Origin of the sequence: Lactobacillus sp. ESL0679 (assembly GCF_029433515.1) — a bacterium.
Classification (GTDB): Bacteria; Bacillota; Bacilli; order Lactobacillales; family Lactobacillaceae; genus Lactobacillus.
On record NZ_JAQTIG010000003.1, the window covers coordinates 140,209 to 158,904 of the forward strand.

The window sequence follows — 18,696 nt, forward strand, 5'->3', positions numbered from 1 at the left end:
AGATTCCTCGTGAATCTTTTTTTGTTGGCATAATATTTGACTATACAAGTTAGCTAATGATATTATTTTACAAAAGTGACACGGTGTCACCAATGCAATAGAAAAGGGTGGTAACAGAATGGTCAAGGCAACTTTTATTAACTTGCCGCAGGTAAAGAGGGACCTCATCACGCAGGCTCTACTGAACGAGTTTAGTCATTATCCGCTCCAAAAGGCGCAGGTGGCAAGAATTGTTAAAGAAGCGCAGATTGCGCGTGGGGCCTTTTATAAGTATTTTACGGATTTACTTGATGCTTATAGCTATTTATATGGTGTGGCAATGCAAGAAATCCACGCCGATATTAAGGTTACACATGAGTTTGAACCACAGATTTTTTATCTAAATGTGGTCAACTTTGTTGAAAAAACGCACGCTAGTAAGTATGCACCTTTAATTAAAATGCATATCTTGTATAACGAAAGTTTATTAGCTAAGCCTGGTCAAAGTGCCAGTCAAGCAGAGTTAAGTCCGCAAAACTGGAGCGCGATGGTCTTGAGCCACGCGTCAATCCGGGCTGTGCTCACAAATCCAAGTCAAAAAGACGAGATTTTACTTCGCTTTAAGGCGAGTTTAGAACTATTACAAAAGAGGTCAAATTAATGTTTTTAGCATTTAAAGAAATTAAACGAGAAAAATTGCGTTACGGCCTAATTGTGTTGATGATTTTTTTAATTAGTTATCTGATTTTTATTTTATCGTCATTATCAATTGGTTTAGCCAGTGAAAATACGCAGGCATTGAAGTCATGGAATGCGCAATCAGTGGTCTTGAATAAAAATGCCAATGTCAGTATGAACCAGTCGGTCTTGACCAAGTCCGACTTGAAAAAAGCTACGATTGGTAAGGACGAGGCACTGGTTGGGCAAACAGCGGTGGTCGCTAAAAATAAAAAGCGGCCACAGATTTCCGCACAATTTATTGGCCTTAAAAAGTCACAGTTTATCTATGATGCCCAAGAGATAATTGCCGGTCGTAAAGCTAAAACCAAAAAGGAAGTAGTTGCCGACCAAACCTTTAAGATTAAGGGCTACAAGCTTGGTGACAAGCTGGAACTAAACGGCTCTAAACAAAAATATACGATAGTCGGTTTTGCTAAGAATGCCAAAATCAATATCGCGCCGATTGTTTATGGCTCGCTCAGTGCTTGGAAATTGCTTCGCCAGGGGATGCCTGAGATGCAGGCGTCAGCAATTATTTCACGTAATGCCAATTATAAGTATCATCATGCTCAGAGCAAGACGTATCCGATTAAAACATTTATTAATAAATTGCCGGGTTATACTGCTCAAAATATGACTTTTGAATTAATGATTGGCTTTCTGTTTGTGATTTCTCTAATTATTATTGCTGTCTTTATGTATATTCTAACGATGCAAAAGATGCACAACTTCGCGGTTATGCGTGCACAAGGGATTCCTAGTGGCACTTTAGTTAGAGCAACAGTTAGTCAAGCAATTATTCTGGTTGTTGTTGGGGTAATAATTGGCCTGTTAGCAATGATTTTGACTGCTAAAGCCTTGCCAGCTGCTGTACCGATGAGTTTTACTCCGGTAATTATGCTGAGTGGTGCTGGTGGCATGCTGTTAACGGGAATTATCGGCAGCTTAATTCCAATTAGATCAATTTTGAAAGTAGATCCAGCAAAGGCAATAGGTGAATAAGATGGCAGTCATTGAATTAAAAAACGTCCAAAAAATTTATGGTAAGGGTGCTGCCGAAGTTAAAGCACTTAAAAATATCAATTTTACGGCTAATAAAGGTGAAGTGGTCCTCATCATGGGGCCATCTGGCGCTGGTAAAAGTACCTTCTTAACCATCGCTGGTTCACTGCAGAAGCCAACGTCTGGTCAAGTTTTAATTGATGGCAAAGACATTGCCCATTTGACAACTAAGCAGAGCAACCACTTGCGGCTTAATCAAATTGGCTTTGTCTTGCAAGCCTATAACTTAGTGCCGTTTTTAACAGTTAAGGAACAATTTGAATTAGTTGACCGGGTAAAAAAGCAGGGCAACATTGATCACGCGACCTTAACTAAATTATTAGACCAGTTAGGCATTACTGCTTTAGTTAATAAGTATCCCGGAGAATTATCTGGCGGTCAGCAGCAGCGGGCTGCAATTGCACGGGCTCTATATGCTAATCCAGAAATCTTGCTGGCAGATGAGCCAACGGCATCTTTAGACAGTAAGAATGTTGATGAGGTTGGTCAATTATTTAAAAACTTAGCGAAAAATTATGCTAAAGCCGTCTTATTAGTAACTCATGATCCACGTTTGGAACAATATGCCGATCATATTTACGAGATGATGGATGGCAAAATGACGCAAACAAAATAAAAAATAGCTACTATTTTAATGTTTAGCAGAAGTACACAATGCTTTAATTAATAAAGGATTGTGTATTTTTTTGCGAAAAAAATGAAGATATTTAATAAAGTGGCTATTAATAATTTGGCCTTTTATTTATCTTTTAGAAAGCGATTTCCTCTTGACAAAGGGCTTTCAAATTTACTATTCTAGGTGTTAGATAATTGCTTTGTTATTTTTAATATGATAAAAAAACAAAATGGCTTTAAACGGCATTTTAAGGCTAACGCTGAAAGCGCTGTTGCTATTGAAAAGATTGAACATTTAATAGTTATAAAATAACAAGTGATTTGTAATTGGATATGTATCAAAGCGTTATGTAATTGTGTATTTGTTTAGCTAGATATTAGTAATTATATTTAAGTAGATAGGCAGCTAATTTTTAATGAGGTAAGAAATGAACGAAGTACCAACAGATAAATCAATTGTGTTAGCAACGGATTATCAAAATCAAAGTATCAATATTAAGTTTTCGGATGATCTAACAGATGATCGTGAGCGCGGTTATATTTTATCGGCAGCGTTCTTTTCCTTTTGTGCTTCTCAAGGATTAAGTAAGTCCGAAGTTAGTGAGATGGTTTCATCATCCTACGATCAATTTTTGGAAAGTAATAACAATAATAACTAGTTGATAATTGATTAGCGGTACTAATTAATTGACCAGCAGATCGCAAGCATTCGAATGTACAATTACGAAAGTTAGTTAAGGAAAAACCGAATGGCGAGAAAAAAAGAAATAGGTAGAGACAAAATTTTAAACGTTGCTTATAAAATGGTGATGAGAGATGGTGTCGAATGTCTGACTGCACGTAATATTGCTAAAGAAGGACATTTTTCGACGCAACCCCTATATCTTGAATTTAGCAGTATGGATGAGCTTCGGGATGAAGTTTTAGATAAAATTGCGAAGAATTTAAAAGGTAATGTTTTGCAAAAAGAATATACAGGTAAGCCCTTAATTGACATGGATTTATCTTATATTGATTATGCAAAAGAACACGAAAATCTGTTTCGAGCAATGTTTGTGGATGGTAAGTTAGGCAGCAAGCGTATTTCTAATACGTTAATTGATTTTGGTATCCAGAAGTTTAATGAGCAATATGAAGATACTGATTATAGTGAAGAAAAAATCATGAATATTGTTGTGGCAAATTGGATTACTACAATCGGTATTGCTTCACTAATTATTAATGAGATTGCTACTTTTTCGGAAACACAGATTATTAACGTGTTGACAGCGCAAATTAATGACGCAATTTTAAATGATTGGCTCAGTAAGAACAAGGAGATACCGCTGTTTGATGTGAGAGATTATAAAAAGCAAAAAAATGCTATCGATGAGTAAGATTATTAAGTGTGAAGCTAGAGTGTTTATTTAATTTGTGTAAAAACATGAAAGCAGAGTTATGTTCAAAAAATCATATATAGGTTATAATAATCTGTAGAAATTAGTTTTTTGAAAGGTGGGTTTTTATGAAAATCCTTGCATTATCTGGCTCAAATGCCAATAATTCGTTTAATGAAGCTTTGCTTAAGTTTATCTCTAAGCACTTCGCCGACAGATATGATTTTAAACTGGCAACAGTTAAGGGGTTACCAATGTTTAAAGAGGGTGAAGATGCTCCCGAATCAGTTACTGCTTTAAGTAAAGAAATTGAAGCTGCTGATTTAGTATTGATTGGTTCACCTGAACAACAACACTCAGTAACAAGTGCTTTGAGTAGTGCTCTTGAATGGTTATCAAGCACTTCTCACCCATTTAAGAACAAGCCAGTTGTTATGGTATCAACTTCACCAATGCCACAAGGTGCTTCACGTTCACAAAGTCGCTTAAGAAGCTTGTTAATGGCTCCTGGCTTTGGTGCAAATGTTTTTGCTGGTGATGAATTCATGATGGGCAACGGTCCTAGTCAATTTGATGATAACGGTGACCTGACTGATGAGGGTACCGTTAAATTCTTAGGTCAATTCTTTGACGAAGTTGACGAATGGTACGCACAAGTTACTAAGTAAGGAGGACCAAGAATGAAAATTTTATCAATCGTTGGTACAAACGCAGATTTTTCATATAACCGCTTTTTAGCACAATTTATCGCTAAGCGTTACGCTGACAAGGCTGATATCGAAGTAAAAGAAATCGATAAGTTAACACCTTTCTGCAGAACGCAAATGGCTGATGACACAATTAAAGCTTGGATTGAAGACATTAAAGCTGCTGATGGTATTGTAATTACCACTCCAGAATATGACCATACTATTCCTGCACCATTAAAGAGTGCTTTGGAATGGTTGGGTTCACATGCTGGTCCTAACGTTATGAAGAACAAGCCAGTTGCTATTGCTGGTGCTTCATACGGTAGCCAAGGTTCTGGTCGCGCTCAAGAAGATATGCGTGAAATTTTACTTTCACCAGATATGAGTGCTAATGTTTTGCCAGGTAACGAAGTCTTAATCGGCGGTGTCGCAAGTAAGTTTAATAAAGAAACTGGCGAATTAACTGATGAAGCTACTATTAAATCATTAGATGGTATGATGGATAACTTCTTCAATTTTGTTAAGCAAGCAACTAAATAAAGTTTTGCTAGAATGCCTGGCATAGAGTAAAATAACCGGATAGGAGTACTATCCGGTTATTTTTATGCTAGAAAGTGTATTTACATGTCTGAGCCTGTAGTTTTACCAGTGTTATCTGTTCGCAATCCCCGAGATTTAGGCGGTTATCGCGGCTTTGAAAATCGCAAAATAAAAAAGCATCGTTTGCTTAGAACTGGCAATATTAGTAAAGTTACGGTACAAGACCAACAGTTTTTGCTTGATTATGGTCTGAAAAAAATTATTGATTTGCGTTCTCCGGCAGAATGTGAAATTAATCCTGATAAAACACTCGCTGGCGTTGAACATTATCAGTTGCCACTAGGAATTGAAGACAATACTTCCGGTGGTGGCAGCCAGATTGAAGAAAACAAGGCCAAGTATCGTCAGGATCAGTATGCAGGATTAAAAATGATGTGCGCGCGTTATCGTAAACACATTTTAAATAAGAGTAGTCAAGATAGTTTTCATCAAATTTTGCAATTGATTGCTAGTCAAGATCAAGGCGCAATTTTGTATCATTGTTCAGAAGGCAAGGATAGGACCGGCTTAGTGACACTGCTCATTTTGCATATTTTAGGAGTTGACCCTGAAACAATTCGGCAAGATTATTTATATTCAAATTACATGTTAAATGAGTATCGTGCTGTCCGTGATCGCCGGTTTAAACAGCGTGGTGAAAACGATAAGTTTCGCGCTAACATGCGTGTTTTGGGTTCAGTCAGCGATGCGTTCTTGGATACTAGCTTGATTACAATTAATGAAGTATATGGCGGTTTAGACGCTTACCTTGAACAAGCAGTAGGAATTACAGCGCAAGTTCAAGATGATATTAGAAATAAATATTTGGAAAAGTAGGTATAGCAATGATTGATGATTTAGCATTAGAACAAGCAGTTGGTCAGCATCACGCCTTAGGGACGTCAATTACGTTACAGATTTTTGGCACGCAAGATCAGGACATCATTAATAAGTCTTTTGACTTAATCGATCATTATGAGGACTTGTTGACGGTTAACCGCGATCAATCTGAGGTAATGAGTGTTAACCACGCTGCTGGGAAGCACCCGGTACAAGTATCGAGCGGTACTTACAGCTTGATTAAATTAGCTGTAAAAGAAAGCCGAGCTAACTTTGGCTTTAACGCATTGATTGGGCCAGTAGTTAAGCTGTGGGCAATTGGGTTTAAGGGTGCGCACGTGCCAACTGATGCCCAAATTAAAGAAAAAATGAAATTAATCGACCCGTTTAACGTTGAACTTGACGATAATAATCAATCTGTCTTTTTAACTAAAGAAGGAATGGAACTTGACCTTGGTGGGATTGCCAAGGGCTGGATTGCTGACAGGATTCGGGACTTCTGGCATGCTTATGGCGTCAATGCTGGGATTATTAACCTTGGCGGCAATATTCTGCTGGTTGGTGATTCGCCTAAACGGATTAGCGGCCAGTGGTCAGTGGGTGTTCAAGACCCGAAAGAAAAGCGTGGTAAAAATATTACTTCGGTAATGGTACCTAAATGTTCGGCAGTTACTAGTGGGACGTATGAGCGCTACTTAGTTGTTGATGGGCATAAGTATCACCACTTAATTGACCCGCGGACTGGTTATCCAGTAGAAACTGATTTGGCTGGGGTGACTACCTTTACCAAGGATTCAGTTGAAGCTGAAATTGAATGTAAGCGACTATTTTTTGCTGGGCATCCAATTAAGGGCTGGCATGATGATCCCGATCGTGTTGGTGCAATTTTTGTTTATAATGATGAACACGTCGAGTATGACAATTTTAATAATTAATTTAAGTAGCTATTACACAATTTTTATTGATTGCGTAATAGCTATTTTTGTATAGTTCTAAGAGTAATTGGTTTTTAGCAATTGCTTTTGCCTTTCATGTTTAATGCCCCTGAATCAACAATATACTTTTAAAAAGTAAGCATTAAACTTGCTAAAAATAGTTATTAGTCAGTAAACTTGTAAATGCTGCATGCAGAAATTTTATTTAATCGAATTTTATAAGTAAGAAAGGGAAACTTATGAAGAAAAGTGTAATTTTAACGGCCGCAATGACATTAATAGCTAGTCTCGGTGTATCAACTGGTGTAGTTAAAGCTGCTGAAAATCCAACTAAAGATAGTGCTACTAAAGTTGCTGTTCAAGCAGGTACACTGACACTAGGTAATGTATCAGACTTTAACTTTAGTTCTTCAGTTGAAGCAATTGCTAACGGCGAGACAACTGCTAATATCGCTGCAGATGGCTCTATTGAAACTGCCGATAACCGCGGTCTAGGTACTGATACTAACTGGACTTTATCTGCTGTACCAACAAAGTTAACAGATGCCAATGGTCATGTTTTAAAGGCTTCCAGTTTAACAATTAATGGTAAAGCTACATCGGTCATTGATGGTACTAATGGCGTTGAAGTTGCTAGCGGTGATAAGGAAGGTACAATTACAACTCCGTTAACCGCTGCCAATACTTCAATCGCGCTTCAACAAGATAACCAAGTTTTTGCTGGTGATTACACGGGTACAATTACTTGGACATTAAGTGGTACACCTAAAGATACAGCTAATTCTGCTGAATAATCATGAATTTTACTAGTGAGCGTAAGCGACTTGGCTTTATCTCTATTGCAGCAGCCCTGTTTTTGTTTAGTTTAATTGGAGGTAGACAAACAGTAAACGCAGCGGAAAGCTTTTCCGTTAGGGTTGCCGGCAGTAATTCTTCTTACATTGAACGCCAAGTCAAGCCGAAACAAAATCTTCGTGTTAAACTCGTTTTTGTTAATAATAGTGCCAAAGTGCAGACAGTTAATGTGTCACCCAATCAAGCTGTCACTGGTGATAACGGCTTAGTGCAGTATAATCTGGCTAACCCGGGCAAACGATATTTTGGCCAAAATAATTTTGGGCAAATGACAAGTGGGCCGCGCCGCGTTAGGCTGGCTGCGCATGCTCAAGTCAGTAAAACCTATGTTGTTAAAGTTCCACGAAAAGCTTTCAAGGGTGTTTTAGCTGGCGGCTTTTATGTGTCGCAAATTACTAAGCCGCAAAAAGATAAAAAAGCTGCAGGACAAAAGGCAGTGATGGGGTATCGCAATGTTTATTCTTATGTGATTCCGCTAATTTTGCGTGAAAGTAAGCAGGTGGTGCATACTAAGTTAGCGATGCCTAAGGTCATGACAAAAGTGGATCGGAGTAATCCCTTTATTATTGTCCGGCTAGCAAATGAGACACCGACAATGTTTGGTCAGCTGGATGTCACAACTAAAGTTGTGGATCCACGGACTAAGAAGTCAGTGTTTGTGCAAACTAAGAAAAATCTGGCAATGGCGCCATTAAGCTATTTTGACAATCATGTTTTACTTAATAAAAAGTTGTCTAGTGGTACTTATGACCTACTAGTAACAGCACAGTCGGGAACTCGGCATTGGCAATTTAAGCAAAAAGTTGAGATTGATGCTAAATTAGCGCAGGCTGCTAGTCAAAAGGATCATTCGCCAAAAAACCATAAACTCTGGTTGTGGTTAGCGATTGGTGCAGCAGTGATTGTGATACTCCTTATGCTCAGCGGCATGTATTATTTAGGTAAACGTCATAGTAAAAATTAAATAAGACAAAAGGACAAAGCGTAAAACCGTCTTGTCCTTTTTATATTGTTAAAATTTTAAGCAGTTGTCCGGCTAATACTGAAGATGCTGTTAAACACGCCGTTAGATAATCCTGGTGTGTTATAAATAATAAACCGTAAAAATGATGAATCGAGTGTTTGTTGGATGAACCACGGATTTTGCAGCGCGTTAAGCATCGACAAAATAATATAGACGAAAAAGTAGCTGGCTACAAAGGATACGATTGCACCCAGCACACCGTCTAAAATACTGCCAAAGTTAGTGGCGTGAGGATTTTTACTTGGTACCCAACCCTTGAAAATTTTGACTACCATTTTGCCAACAAATAGTAAAATAAAGAAAGCAATAAAGCGAAACAAAATTAAATTTGTACTCGGCGTTAAAGTGGTTTGCATATTTTGTCCGGTAATCTGGCCATAAAGCCAGTTTCCCAGCGGATTTTGAAATAAAATTGCAACGATAAAAACAATTGCAGCAAAAATCAAATTAATTATTAATTTGGTAAAGCCTGTTTGGTAGCCCTTGTAGGTTTTTAGAGCCAAATAGGCTAAAACGATTAAAGTAACGATCATGTTTATCTCCTTTGTCGTATATTATAGCTTATTTTGCATATTTAGACTTTGACGATTGCCTAAAAATACTTCATAATTAAAGAGATGTAATGGCTTTACAATAAGTTATTTTTGGCGTTAAATTTATAGAATGTGAAACAAGGTTTCACGGGTGAAAAATGAATCCTGAACAATTTGTCCAAGAATTATCAAAACATAATTTTGAATTAAGTGAAAAGCAAATCAAACAATTTAAACTTTATTTTACTAACTTAGTGACGGCGAATGAGCACGTTAATCTGACGCGGATTACTGCAGAAGAAGATGTCTACTTAAAGCATTTTTTCGATAGCATTACGCCGCTGTTTGTCTTTAGCTCAGTCTTTAAGTCGGATGCCTCCTTATGTGATGTTGGTGCTGGAGCCGGTTTTCCGTCAATTCCGTTAAAGATTTTAATGCCGGAATTACAGGTAACGATTGTTGATTCGCTAGGAAAAAGGCTAACCTTTTTGCAAGATTTAGTTAGCAAGCTGGATTTAGAGGGTGTAACCTTAGTCCATGGTCGCGCTGAAGATGTCGGGCAAAATAAATTGTATCGCGAACAATTTGACATCGTGACGGCGAGAGCGGTTGCTAATATGGCGGTATTAAGTGAATATTGCCTGCCGCTGGTTAAAGCAAATGGCTATTTCGTGGCTTTAAAAGGGCCAAAGGCTGAAAACGAATTGAAGGACAGCCAAAAGGCAGTTAAAGTGTTAGGTGGTAAGGTAATTGCTGGTGAGGAATTAGCTTTGCCCAAAAGTAATGAAGAACGTACGCTTATTCTTGTTCAAAAAGTGCGGGCAACACCTAAGAAATATCCTCGGCAAGCGGGCACACCGCACCGAAAACCAATTCATTAATAGGGGGACTCTATATGTCAATCTTTTCTTCTTTACGACATCATGATGAAATTCCTAAAGATAAACAAATTAAAGATATCGAATTAACTAAAATTAAAGCAAATTCTTACCAACCGCGGCGCGAGTTTTCAGATAAGTCGATCCGGGAATTGGCGTCAACTCTTGATAAAGATGGCCTTCTGCAGCCGATTATCGTGCGCGAGCAGGGTGATGATAATTATGAGATTATTGCTGGCGAGCGGCGGTACCGTGCTGCCAAGCACCTTGCATGGGAGACCATTCCAGCAATCGTGAACAACATGGATAATAGTCAAGCTGCTTCCTTTGCTTTGATTGAGAATTTGCAGCGTGAGGATTTGAACCCCATTGATGAAGCTCAGGCTTATGATAATTTAATGAAATTAAATAACTTAACGCAAACAAGCTTGGCTAAAAATATCGGTAAGTCACAATCGTATGTTGCTAATAAATTACGGTTGTTAAAATTAACGCCCAAGGTGCAAAGTTATTTAGCTAGTGGTCAAATATCACCGCGCCACGGCCGGTGTCTTGTTGGTCTTAGTGAGAAGGATCAAGGCCGCGTTTTAGATGAGATTTTAGCTAATAACCTAAACGTTAACGATACTGAAAAGATTGTCAAAGATGTCGACGGCTATTTTATCAATAAGCAAAAGCGGGCTAAGGATCAAGAGAAGGCTGAGCAGACTAAGCGGGCTGTCAGCCGTATTCCTAAAGATTTGCAAGTGCAGATTAATACGATTAAGCGTGCTGTTAAGTTGGCTAAAGAATCGGGCATTAAGGTCAAAGTTAAGGAAAATAATGATCCTAATGATTATATGATTACAATTGAGTTGAAGAGAAAATAGGAAGGCGGAGCAAAAATGGTAAAAGTAATTTCGGTTGCTAACCAAAAGGGTGGTGTTGGTAAAACAACGACGACAATTAACTTGTCGGCAGCTCTGGCTGAACGTGGCTATCATATCTTAATTATTGATATTGACCCCCAGGGAAACTTGACTTCCGGAATGGGAATTGAAAAGTCAGAAATTAATGATGATATTTATAGCGTACTGATTAATGATGTACCGTTAAAAGACACTATTTTCCATACTTCAAATCGAAATCTTGATTTAGTACCAGCCACAATTAACTTGTCTGGAGCAGAAACAGAACTGATTAGCATGATGGCGCGAGAAACCCGATTGAAGTCGGCAATTGATGTTGTTAGTAACGATTATGACTTCATCTTCATTGATTGTCCGCCGTCTCTTGGACAGCTGTCAATTAACGCCTTTACGGCATCGGACTCGATTTTGATACCGGTTCAAAGTGAATATTACGCAATGGAAGGTTTAAGCCAGCTATTAAATACAATTCGCTTAGTGCAAAAGCACTTTAACAAGGATTTGGGTGTTGAGGGTGTCCTGTTGACGATGCTGGATGCGCGGACTAACTTGGGTGCCGAAGTAGTCAAGGAAGTTCAATCGTACTTTGCTAAAAAAGTATACAAGACGATTATTCCGCGGATTACTAAACTAGCAGAAGCACCAAGTTATGGTCAATCAATTGCAGAATATGCTCCTAATTCCCGTGGTGCAAAGGTTTATGATGATTTAGCAAAAGAGGTGCTAAAGAATAATGGCAAGAGACTCAAGAAATAAAGAACCAAAGAAAAAGGGCGGCCTTGGTCGTGGTATTGAAGCCTTATTTGAGGATGAACCCCAGGTTGAAGAAACCGAAGAAGAAATTCTCGATCTTGACCTAAGTGACATTCGGCCCAATCCATACCAGCCGCGGAAGAACTTTGATGACAAAGCATTAAAGGAATTAGCTGATTCAATTAAAGAAAATGGTGTCTTTCAACCAATTATTGTGCGTAAGTCGGTTAACGGCTATGAGATTATTGCGGGGGAGCGGCGTTTTCGGGCATCAAAATTAGCTAAAAAGACGACTGTCCCAGCAATTGTACGTGACTTTGACGAAGGTCAAATGATGGAAGTTGCCGTTTTGGAAAACTTGCAGCGTGAGGATTTGTCCCCACTTGAGGAAGCTCAGGCGTACGAAATGCTGCAAAAAAACTTGGGCTTAACGCAAGAAGAAGTTTCCAAACGAATGGGCAAGTCGCGGCCATATATTGCTAATTATCTGCGCTTATTGACTTTGCCGACAAAGACAAAGCACTTACTGCAATACGGGCAATTGTCAATGGGTCAAGCCAGAACTTTATTGGGACTCAAGAATAAGGATAAGATTGACGAAGTTGCAAAGCAAGTTGTTAAGGAAGGCATGCCGGTGCGTAAAGTTGAGGCATTGGTAGCGCAATTGAATGCTAAAAAGCAAACCAAGAAAACAACGCACAAGTCTGCTTTTATTCGGGCTAGTGAACACCAATTGGCTGATAAATTAGGTTCAAGTGTCAATATTTCAGAAAGCAAGAAGGGTAAGGGTCATTTATCAATCGGCTTTAGCTCGGTTGATGAATTGAACCGGATTCTTGATATTTTAGGTGTTGATCTTGATGAATAAAGAGATTGCTTATAATTTAGCTGATACCGTTCAGATGAAAAAGCCCCACGCCTGCAAAGTTAACGATTGGGAAGTTTTGCGGCTGGGTGCGGATATCAGACTCAAGTGCATGGGCTGCGGACATGTGGTGTTGATGCCGCGCGGCAAGTTTACTCATAATTTGAAAAAGATTTTGACTAAGGCAAATGATCCGGTCAATAACAAAAAGGAATTTTATGTTCCCAAAGATGAAATTATCAGACCGGGTTCTAAACAAGAATAAGTAAGATTTTAAATAGAAAAAGAGGATAAAGATGTCATTAACTGCTGGGATTGTCGGCTTGCCGAATGTTGGTAAGTCTACGTTATTTAATGCAATTACTAAAGCTGGAGCCGAGATGGCCAACTATCCGTTTGCGACGATTGAGCCAAATGTAGGGATGGTTGAAGTACCTGATAAGCGGCTTGCACGGATTCAGGAACTCATTCCGGCTAAGAAAATTGTCCATATCACTTTTGAATTTACTGATATTGCTGGACTAGTTAAGGGTGCATCAAAGGGTGAAGGTTTAGGTAATAAGTTCCTTGAGAACATTCGTCAAACTGATGCCATCATTCACGTTGTGCGGGCTTTTGAAGATGAAAACATTACTTCCGTTACCGGTAAAGTTGATCCAGAAGAAGACATCAACACTATTAATTTGGAACTGGCAATTGCCGACCTTGATGCTGTTAACCGTCGAATTAATAAGGTTAAGAAGATTGCCCAGCAAAATGACAAGGAAGCTAAGGCTGAATATGCAGTTTTGCAAAAAATCAAGCCAGTTTTGGAAGATGGCAAAGCAGTTCGGTCAATTGAATTTACTGATGATGAACAAAAATTGGTCAAGGGCTTCTTCCTATTGACAGACAAGCCAGTAATTTACGTGGCTAACATTGCCGAAGAATCAATGGCTGATCCAGAAAGTGATGAATTCTATCAAATTGTTAAGAAGCACGCCGAAAGCGAAAATGCGGAATGCTTAGGTATTTCAGCTGCTACTGAAGAAGAAATTGCCGGCCTTGATGATGACGAAAAAGCCGAATTTTTGGAAGCAGAAGGTGTTACTGAATCCGGACTTGACCGTTTAATCAGAGCTGCTTACCATATCTTAGGCTTGCGGACATTCTTTACAGCCGGTGGTCCAGAAACTAGGGCTTGGACATTCCACGAAGGGATGAAGGCTCCACAGGTTGCTGGTGTTATCCACTCAGACTTTGAGCGTGGCTTTATTCGAGCAGAAGTTGTTTCATACACCGACTTGGATCAGTTTGAAACCATGCAAAAGGTTAAGGAAGCTGGTAAATTACGCCTTGAAGGTAAGGACTATGAAGTTCAAGACGGCGACATTATTGAATTTAGATTTAACGTTTAGGACAAAATAATGGCAGAAGAGAAAAAAGAAGAACAAGCAAAAATCGATACTAATAAGCAGGAAAAGTTAAAAGATAAGATTGAAAGTCAGAATAAGGATGATCAAGTTAAGCAGCTTGAGCCGGCAGAATTGCGCAAGGAATTGAGCAATAAGAACTCTGACTATGTTTTCCGCTTGCAAAAAGAATTGGAGTTGCAAGGTAAGCTCAGTCAAGCTGAAGCGGCCAGTAAGGTCGATGAGATATTGCCACAATTGGTTGTGGCGCAACATCATGGTCAACCCGCTAGCACCTACTACAATATGGCACCTAAATTAAAGGCTGCTGATATGTTAAAGCCCAAAGTACGCACAGCAGCAGATATTCCGTTCTGGCAATATGCTGTTGATAGTGCCTTGTTGTACATTGCAATTTTTGTTGGCTTGTTTGGCGTGATTGCCTTATTCCAAACCAACCAAAAGGCAAGTGCGCAAAGCTCACAAATGGGAATTTTGACTCTCTTAGTTGTTGGGGCGATGATGGGAGTCTTTATGACTAAGTATAATGAATGGGTTATTCCTGCTCAGACAGGAAACAAAAAGATTCCGTGGACTAAGTTAATCTTGGGCATGGTTGCCATGTTAGCAATTTTATTTGTGCTCATTTGGGTATTGTCAATCCCGGCTTTGCGGGTTATTAATCCAGTCTTGTCAGGATTTGCAAACATTATTGTAGCAGCAGTTGCTTATGGTTTACGTTGGCTCTTTAGACGGCATTACCAGATTATTGGCTCAGTCTTTACACCGACTGTAAAAAGCAAATAGTGTGCTTTTTGTCTATAAGAGTATTATACTAAACTATCAAATGCTAAAAAGGATAAACAGACTTGAGTTGTCTGTTTATCCTTTTTTGAAGCTTTTTGCATGTATGAAAATATAATTGTTTAACATAAAAGAAAGAGGTATTTAATGATTAACACACTGCGTAAATCAATTCGGCAGTATAAGAAGCAGTCTTTACTGTCGCCTTTATTTGTCACGGGTGAAGTTATCATTGAAATGTTAATCCCGTATTTGGTCGGTATTTTAATCGATAACGGAATTATGAAGGGGGATATGGCCTACATTACTAAATGGGGCATGATTCTTCTGGTTTTGACGATTGTTTCACTGATTTTAGGGGCTAGTGCTAGTTACGTGTCAGCTCACGCTGCTGCCGGCTTTGCCGCTAATTTGCGCAAGGACATGTTTTATCATGTTCAAGATTATTCATTTGAAAATATTGATAAGTTTTCAAGTGCTAGTCTGGTAACGCGGATGACGACGGATGTTAACAACATTCAGATGGCCTACCAAATGATCATCAGAATTGCGGTTAGAGCACCGATGATGCTGATTGTGTCAGTCATTATGTCAGTTATCATCAGCCCGCGTTTGTCGTTAATCTTTGTTGTGCTAGCACCAATTTTCATTCTGCTATTGGCAGTGGTGATTAAGAGTGCTTACCCATACTTCCCACGGATCTTTAGAGGTTATGACCGGATGAACCAAGTAGTTCGGGAGAACATTCGCGGTATTCGAGAAGTAAAGACTTATGTCCAGGAAAAACCACAAACGGCTGAATTTAAGAAGTCATCTGGTTTTATTTACAAATTATTCTCAACAGCACAAAAGATTATGTCTTTGAACTCATTAATCGTAATGGCTGTTTTGAACATTTCTAACCTAGCTATCTGCTGGTTTGGTGCTAAAGAAATTGTCGGTGGCGGTTTGCAAACCGGTCAATTAATTTCTATGTTTTCATACTCCAATTCTGTTTTAAACAGTCTGAACATTTTAGCGATGATCTTTACGCAATTAGTTATTTCTGGTGCTAGTGGTCGAAGAATTGCTGACGTAATTAATGAAAAGCCATCAATTGAAAATCCACACAAGCCATTGACTAACTTTAATAATGGTGAAGTGATTTTTGATCATGTGAACTTTAAGTATGACAATGATGATAAGGCTTTGGCTTTAAACGACATTAACTTGCACATTAAGCCGGGTGAGACAATCGGGATGATTGGTAAGACAGGATCATCGAAGTCAACGTTGGTGTCAATGATTCCTCGGCTTTACGATACTGATTCTGGTGCCGTACGGGTATCAGGACACAACGTTAAGTCATACGACTTGAAGACCTTGCGCGACAACGTTGCCATGGTTTTACAAAATAATGTCTTGTTCTCTGGGACAATCAAGGACAACTTGAGATGGGGTAACGAGAATGCCACTGATGAAGAAGTCATTGCGGCAGCCAAGGTAGCTCATGCAGACGACTTCATCCAAGAAATGCCTGACAAGTACGACACAATGGTTGAACAAGGCGGTACTAACGTATCTGGTGGGCAAAAGCAAAGAATTACTATTGCCAGAGCTCTGTTAAAGAAGCCGAAGATTTTAATCTTGGATGACTCTACTTCAGCTGTTGATACCCAGACTGAACGTGAAATTCGGGAAGCCTTGGCTAAGAATATGCCAGAAACAACTAAAATTATCATTTCGCAACGGATTGTTTCTATCAAGGATGCAGACAGAATTGTTGTGATGAATGAAGGTAAAATTCAAGATATTGGAACTCACGACGAATTGATGAAGAACAATGAACTTTACAGTTCAATTGCTAAGTTCCAAGAAGAGCAAAAGAAGTAGGTGAGCAATTTGGATAACGCAATAGAAAATAAAAATGCAAGTAAGGATGGTAAGCGTTCCGCTACTTTGTGGCGGTTACTTAAGTTAGTCGCAACTACTAGTCCATGGATGCTCATCACATCAATGATTGCGATTGTCTTAGCGGCTGGTGCGAATGTTTTAGGGTCACTATTTATTGAGCGCCTAATTAATGATTACATCATGCCATTATTGAAGCAGGCACAACCGAATTTTATGCCATTACTCCATGCAATTGAGGTTATGTTTGGTATTTATGCAATTGGTTTTATTTCTAACTATCTGTTTGCTGTTTTGATGGCCGTTTTGGCGCAAAAGACGCAGTACAGAGTCAGAAACGAAATGTTTAGTCACATGGAGCAATTGCCAATTTCATACTTTGATGAAAATGATTACGGCGACATCATGAGTCGGTACACTAACGATATTGATACACTGATGCAGATGATTTCGCAGTCAATTCCCCAGTTTATGAACTCAACATTGAACTTAGTCTTTGTTTTGGCTGCAATGTTCAGCTTGAGTTGGCAATTAACCATTTTTACGTTGATTATCTTTGCTTTGTCAATTGGGATTGTTAAGTTTTTGACTACGCGCTCAGCTCACTTCTTCAAGCTTCAGCAAAAAGAATTGGGTCAAGTCAACGGTTATAATGAAGAAATGCTAAGCGGCTTGAAGGTTATTAAGGTCTTCAGTCATGAACCAGAAGTTGAAGCAGATTTTGACAAATATAATGAAAATTTGCGGGATGCTTCTGGTAAGGCTAACACTTACGCCACAGTTTTGTTCCCAATTATGGGTAACGTTGGTAACCTGCTTTATGTTATTATTGCAGTTCTAGGTGGTGCTGTTGCCATTAATAAGATTGCGCCATTATCACTTGGTGTAATTGGTGCTTTCCTGCAATTATCGAAGCAATTTGCAATGCCAATTGCGCAGATTTCGCAACAATTGAACTCAATCGTTATGGCCTTAGCCGGTGCTGAACGGATCTTCCAATTAGAAGACCAACCAGTTGAAGTTGATAATGGTGACGTTACGATTTCTAAAGATGAGGACATTAAGGGTAGCTGGTACTGGAATGTACCGCAACAAGACGGTTCAGTTAAGAAAATTAGGGTTAAGGGTCACATTGTTTTTGACAATGTTAACTTTAGCTATTCACCTGATAAGCAGATTTTGTACAATATTTCAATTGATGCTAAGCCGGGAATGAAGGTTGCCTTGGTTGGTGAAACTGGTGCTGGTAAGACTACGATTTCCAACATGATTAACCGGTTCTACGAAATTGCGTCGGGAACAATTACTTATGACGGGATTCCGATTACGCGGATTAAGAAGGACGACTTGCGGCAGTCACTGTCTATCGTTCTGCAGGATACGCACATGTTTACGGGTACTATTATGGATAATATTCGTTTTGGTAATCCAGAAGCTAGTGATGATGAAGTTTACCAAGCAGCTCGCTTATCGCACGCTGACGAGTTTATTCATCATTTGGATGACGGCTACAAGACAATTATTGACGGTAACGGTGGGGACTTGTCTCAAGGACAAATGCAACTGCTCAGTATTGCGCGAGCAATGATTGCTGACGAACCCGTAATGATTTTGGATGAAGCAACATCGAGTATTGATACGCAAACTGAAAAATTGGTTCAGGCTGGGATGGATAACCTTCTTGCTGGCCGGACGAGTTTCGTTATTGCCCACAGATTATCCACAATTGTTAACTCTGACTTAATCCTTGTGCTTGACCACGGTCATATTATTGAGGCCGGTAACCACGATAAGCTTATTAAGGAGAAGGGCTACTATTACGAGTTATACACTGGTAAGAAAGAAATTGAATAGTTTTGCTAAAGAGTTGAGAGTTTCTCAGCTCTTTTTTAATAAAAAGATAAAATTATGCCTGATTAGTAGGCTTTGACCTTAAAAATGATTAAAATGTTAAGCATAGGCCTTAGTGCCCGATGATTAATAGAACTTAAATAAAGGGG

21 protein-coding genes are annotated in these 18,696 nt (G+C 39.0%); 20 read left to right on the forward strand and 1 reads right to left on the reverse strand.

Annotated features, from left to right (window positions below; translation table 11 throughout):
* Nucleotides 1–118 precede the first annotated feature (118 nt).
* The 11 genes from PT287_RS05310 to PT287_RS05360 all read left to right on the forward strand — a co-directional run bounded on the left by PT287_RS05310 (nt 119) and on the right by PT287_RS05360 (nt 8,614).
* Nucleotides 119–640, forward strand: coding sequence for a TetR/AcrR family transcriptional regulator (locus tag PT287_RS05310; RefSeq protein ID WP_277133234.1), 522 nt, complete (start codon nt 119–121; stop codon nt 638–640).
* Nucleotides 640–1,701 carry an ABC transporter permease gene (locus PT287_RS05315; RefSeq protein ID WP_277133236.1) on the forward strand — a complete coding sequence of 354 codons (1,062 nt, stop codon included), beginning with the start codon at nt 640–642 and terminating at the stop codon, nt 1,699–1,701. The genes PT287_RS05310 and PT287_RS05315 overlap by 1 nt, the downstream gene beginning before the upstream one ends.
* 1 nt (nt 1,702) lies before the next feature.
* A complete protein-coding gene (locus PT287_RS05320) occupies nt 1,703–2,377 on the forward strand; it encodes an ABC transporter ATP-binding protein (protein WP_277133238.1) in 675 nt (224 codons plus the stop codon).
* A 427-nt stretch (nt 2,378–2,804) separates the two neighbouring features.
* Entirely contained in the window at nt 2,805–3,035 is a 231-nt protein-coding gene (locus PT287_RS05325; RefSeq protein ID WP_277133239.1) for a hypothetical protein, read from the forward strand.
* 90 nt (nt 3,036–3,125) lie between these two features.
* Nucleotides 3,126–3,752 (forward strand): TetR/AcrR family transcriptional regulator, encoded by a 627-nt coding sequence (locus tag PT287_RS05330; protein WP_277133241.1) that lies wholly within the window; start codon nt 3,126–3,128, stop codon nt 3,750–3,752.
* A 128-nt stretch (nt 3,753–3,880) separates the two neighbouring features.
* Nucleotides 3,881–4,420 (forward strand): NAD(P)H-dependent oxidoreductase, encoded by a 540-nt coding sequence (locus tag PT287_RS05335; protein WP_277133243.1) that lies wholly within the window; start codon nt 3,881–3,883, stop codon nt 4,418–4,420.
* Between the two features lie 12 nt (nt 4,421–4,432).
* Complete coding sequence (locus PT287_RS05340; protein WP_277133244.1) at nt 4,433–4,981, forward strand: NADPH-dependent FMN reductase; 549 nt, start codon at nt 4,433–4,435, stop codon at nt 4,979–4,981.
* Between the two features lie 84 nt (nt 4,982–5,065).
* Nucleotides 5,066–5,857, forward strand: coding sequence for a tyrosine-protein phosphatase (locus PT287_RS05345; RefSeq protein ID WP_277133246.1), 792 nt, complete (start codon nt 5,066–5,068; stop codon nt 5,855–5,857).
* A gap of 8 nt (nt 5,858–5,865) precedes the next feature.
* Nucleotides 5,866–6,795: an FAD:protein FMN transferase gene (locus PT287_RS05350; protein ID WP_277133248.1), complete on the forward strand. Its 930-nt coding sequence runs from the start codon at nt 5,866–5,868 to the stop codon at nt 6,793–6,795.
* Between the two features lie 239 nt (nt 6,796–7,034).
* Entirely contained in the window at nt 7,035–7,589 is a 555-nt protein-coding gene (locus tag PT287_RS05355; protein WP_277133250.1) for a WxL domain-containing protein, read from the forward strand.
* Nucleotides 7,590–7,591: 2 nt separating this feature from the next.
* Entirely contained in the window at nt 7,592–8,614 is a 1,023-nt protein-coding gene (locus PT287_RS05360; protein ID WP_277133252.1) for a DUF3324 domain-containing protein, read from the forward strand.
* A 56-nt stretch (nt 8,615–8,670) separates the two neighbouring features.
* Here the strand turns inward: PT287_RS05360 and PT287_RS05365 are convergent, their stop codons facing one another.
* Nucleotides 8,671–9,207 carry a CvpA family protein gene (locus PT287_RS05365; RefSeq protein ID WP_277133254.1) on the reverse strand — a complete coding sequence of 179 codons (537 nt, stop codon included), beginning with the start codon at nt 9,205–9,207 and terminating at the stop codon, nt 8,671–8,673.
* A gap of 158 nt (nt 9,208–9,365) precedes the next feature.
* Between PT287_RS05365 and rsmG the strand changes: the two genes are divergently transcribed.
* From rsmG to PT287_RS05410, 9 genes are all read left to right on the forward strand, one after another.
* Nucleotides 9,366–10,088, forward strand: coding sequence for a 16S rRNA (guanine(527)-N(7))-methyltransferase RsmG (gene rsmG, locus PT287_RS05370; protein WP_277133256.1), 723 nt, complete (start codon nt 9,366–9,368; stop codon nt 10,086–10,088).
* Nucleotides 10,089–10,102: 14 nt separating this feature from the next.
* Nucleotides 10,103–10,954, forward strand: coding sequence for a nucleoid occlusion protein (gene noc / locus PT287_RS05375; RefSeq protein WP_277133257.1), 852 nt, complete (start codon nt 10,103–10,105; stop codon nt 10,952–10,954).
* A gap of 15 nt (nt 10,955–10,969) precedes the next feature.
* Nucleotides 10,970–11,749, forward strand: a complete 780-nt coding sequence (locus PT287_RS05380; RefSeq protein WP_277133258.1) for an AAA family ATPase — start codon at nt 10,970–10,972, stop codon at nt 11,747–11,749.
* The gene (locus PT287_RS05385) at nt 11,727–12,614 is read left to right on the forward strand and encodes a ParB/RepB/Spo0J family partition protein (RefSeq protein ID WP_277133260.1); all 888 of its coding nucleotides are present in this window, start codon (nt 11,727–11,729) and stop codon (nt 12,612–12,614) included. The genes PT287_RS05380 and PT287_RS05385 overlap by 23 nt, the downstream gene beginning before the upstream one ends.
* Nucleotides 12,607–12,876 (forward strand): DUF951 domain-containing protein, encoded by a 270-nt coding sequence (locus tag PT287_RS05390; protein ID WP_277133262.1) that lies wholly within the window; start codon nt 12,607–12,609, stop codon nt 12,874–12,876. Before PT287_RS05385 ends, PT287_RS05390 begins: the two co-directional genes overlap by 8 nt.
* 31 nt (nt 12,877–12,907) lie before the next feature.
* On the forward strand, nt 12,908–14,008 hold the full coding sequence (ychF, locus tag PT287_RS05395; protein ID WP_277133263.1) for a redox-regulated ATPase YchF: 1,101 nt from the start codon (nt 12,908–12,910) through the stop codon (nt 14,006–14,008).
* Between the two features lie 9 nt (nt 14,009–14,017).
* Nucleotides 14,018–14,809 carry a DUF1129 family protein gene (locus PT287_RS05400; protein WP_277133264.1) on the forward strand — a complete coding sequence of 264 codons (792 nt, stop codon included), beginning with the start codon at nt 14,018–14,020 and terminating at the stop codon, nt 14,807–14,809.
* Between the two features lie 144 nt (nt 14,810–14,953).
* Nucleotides 14,954–16,678, forward strand: a complete 1,725-nt coding sequence (locus tag PT287_RS05405) for an ABC transporter ATP-binding protein (protein ID WP_277133266.1) — start codon at nt 14,954–14,956, stop codon at nt 16,676–16,678.
* A 9-nt stretch (nt 16,679–16,687) separates the two neighbouring features.
* A complete protein-coding gene (locus PT287_RS05410) occupies nt 16,688–18,550 on the forward strand; it encodes an ABC transporter ATP-binding protein (RefSeq protein WP_277133267.1) in 1,863 nt (620 codons plus the stop codon).
* Nucleotides 18,551–18,696 lie beyond the last annotated feature (146 nt).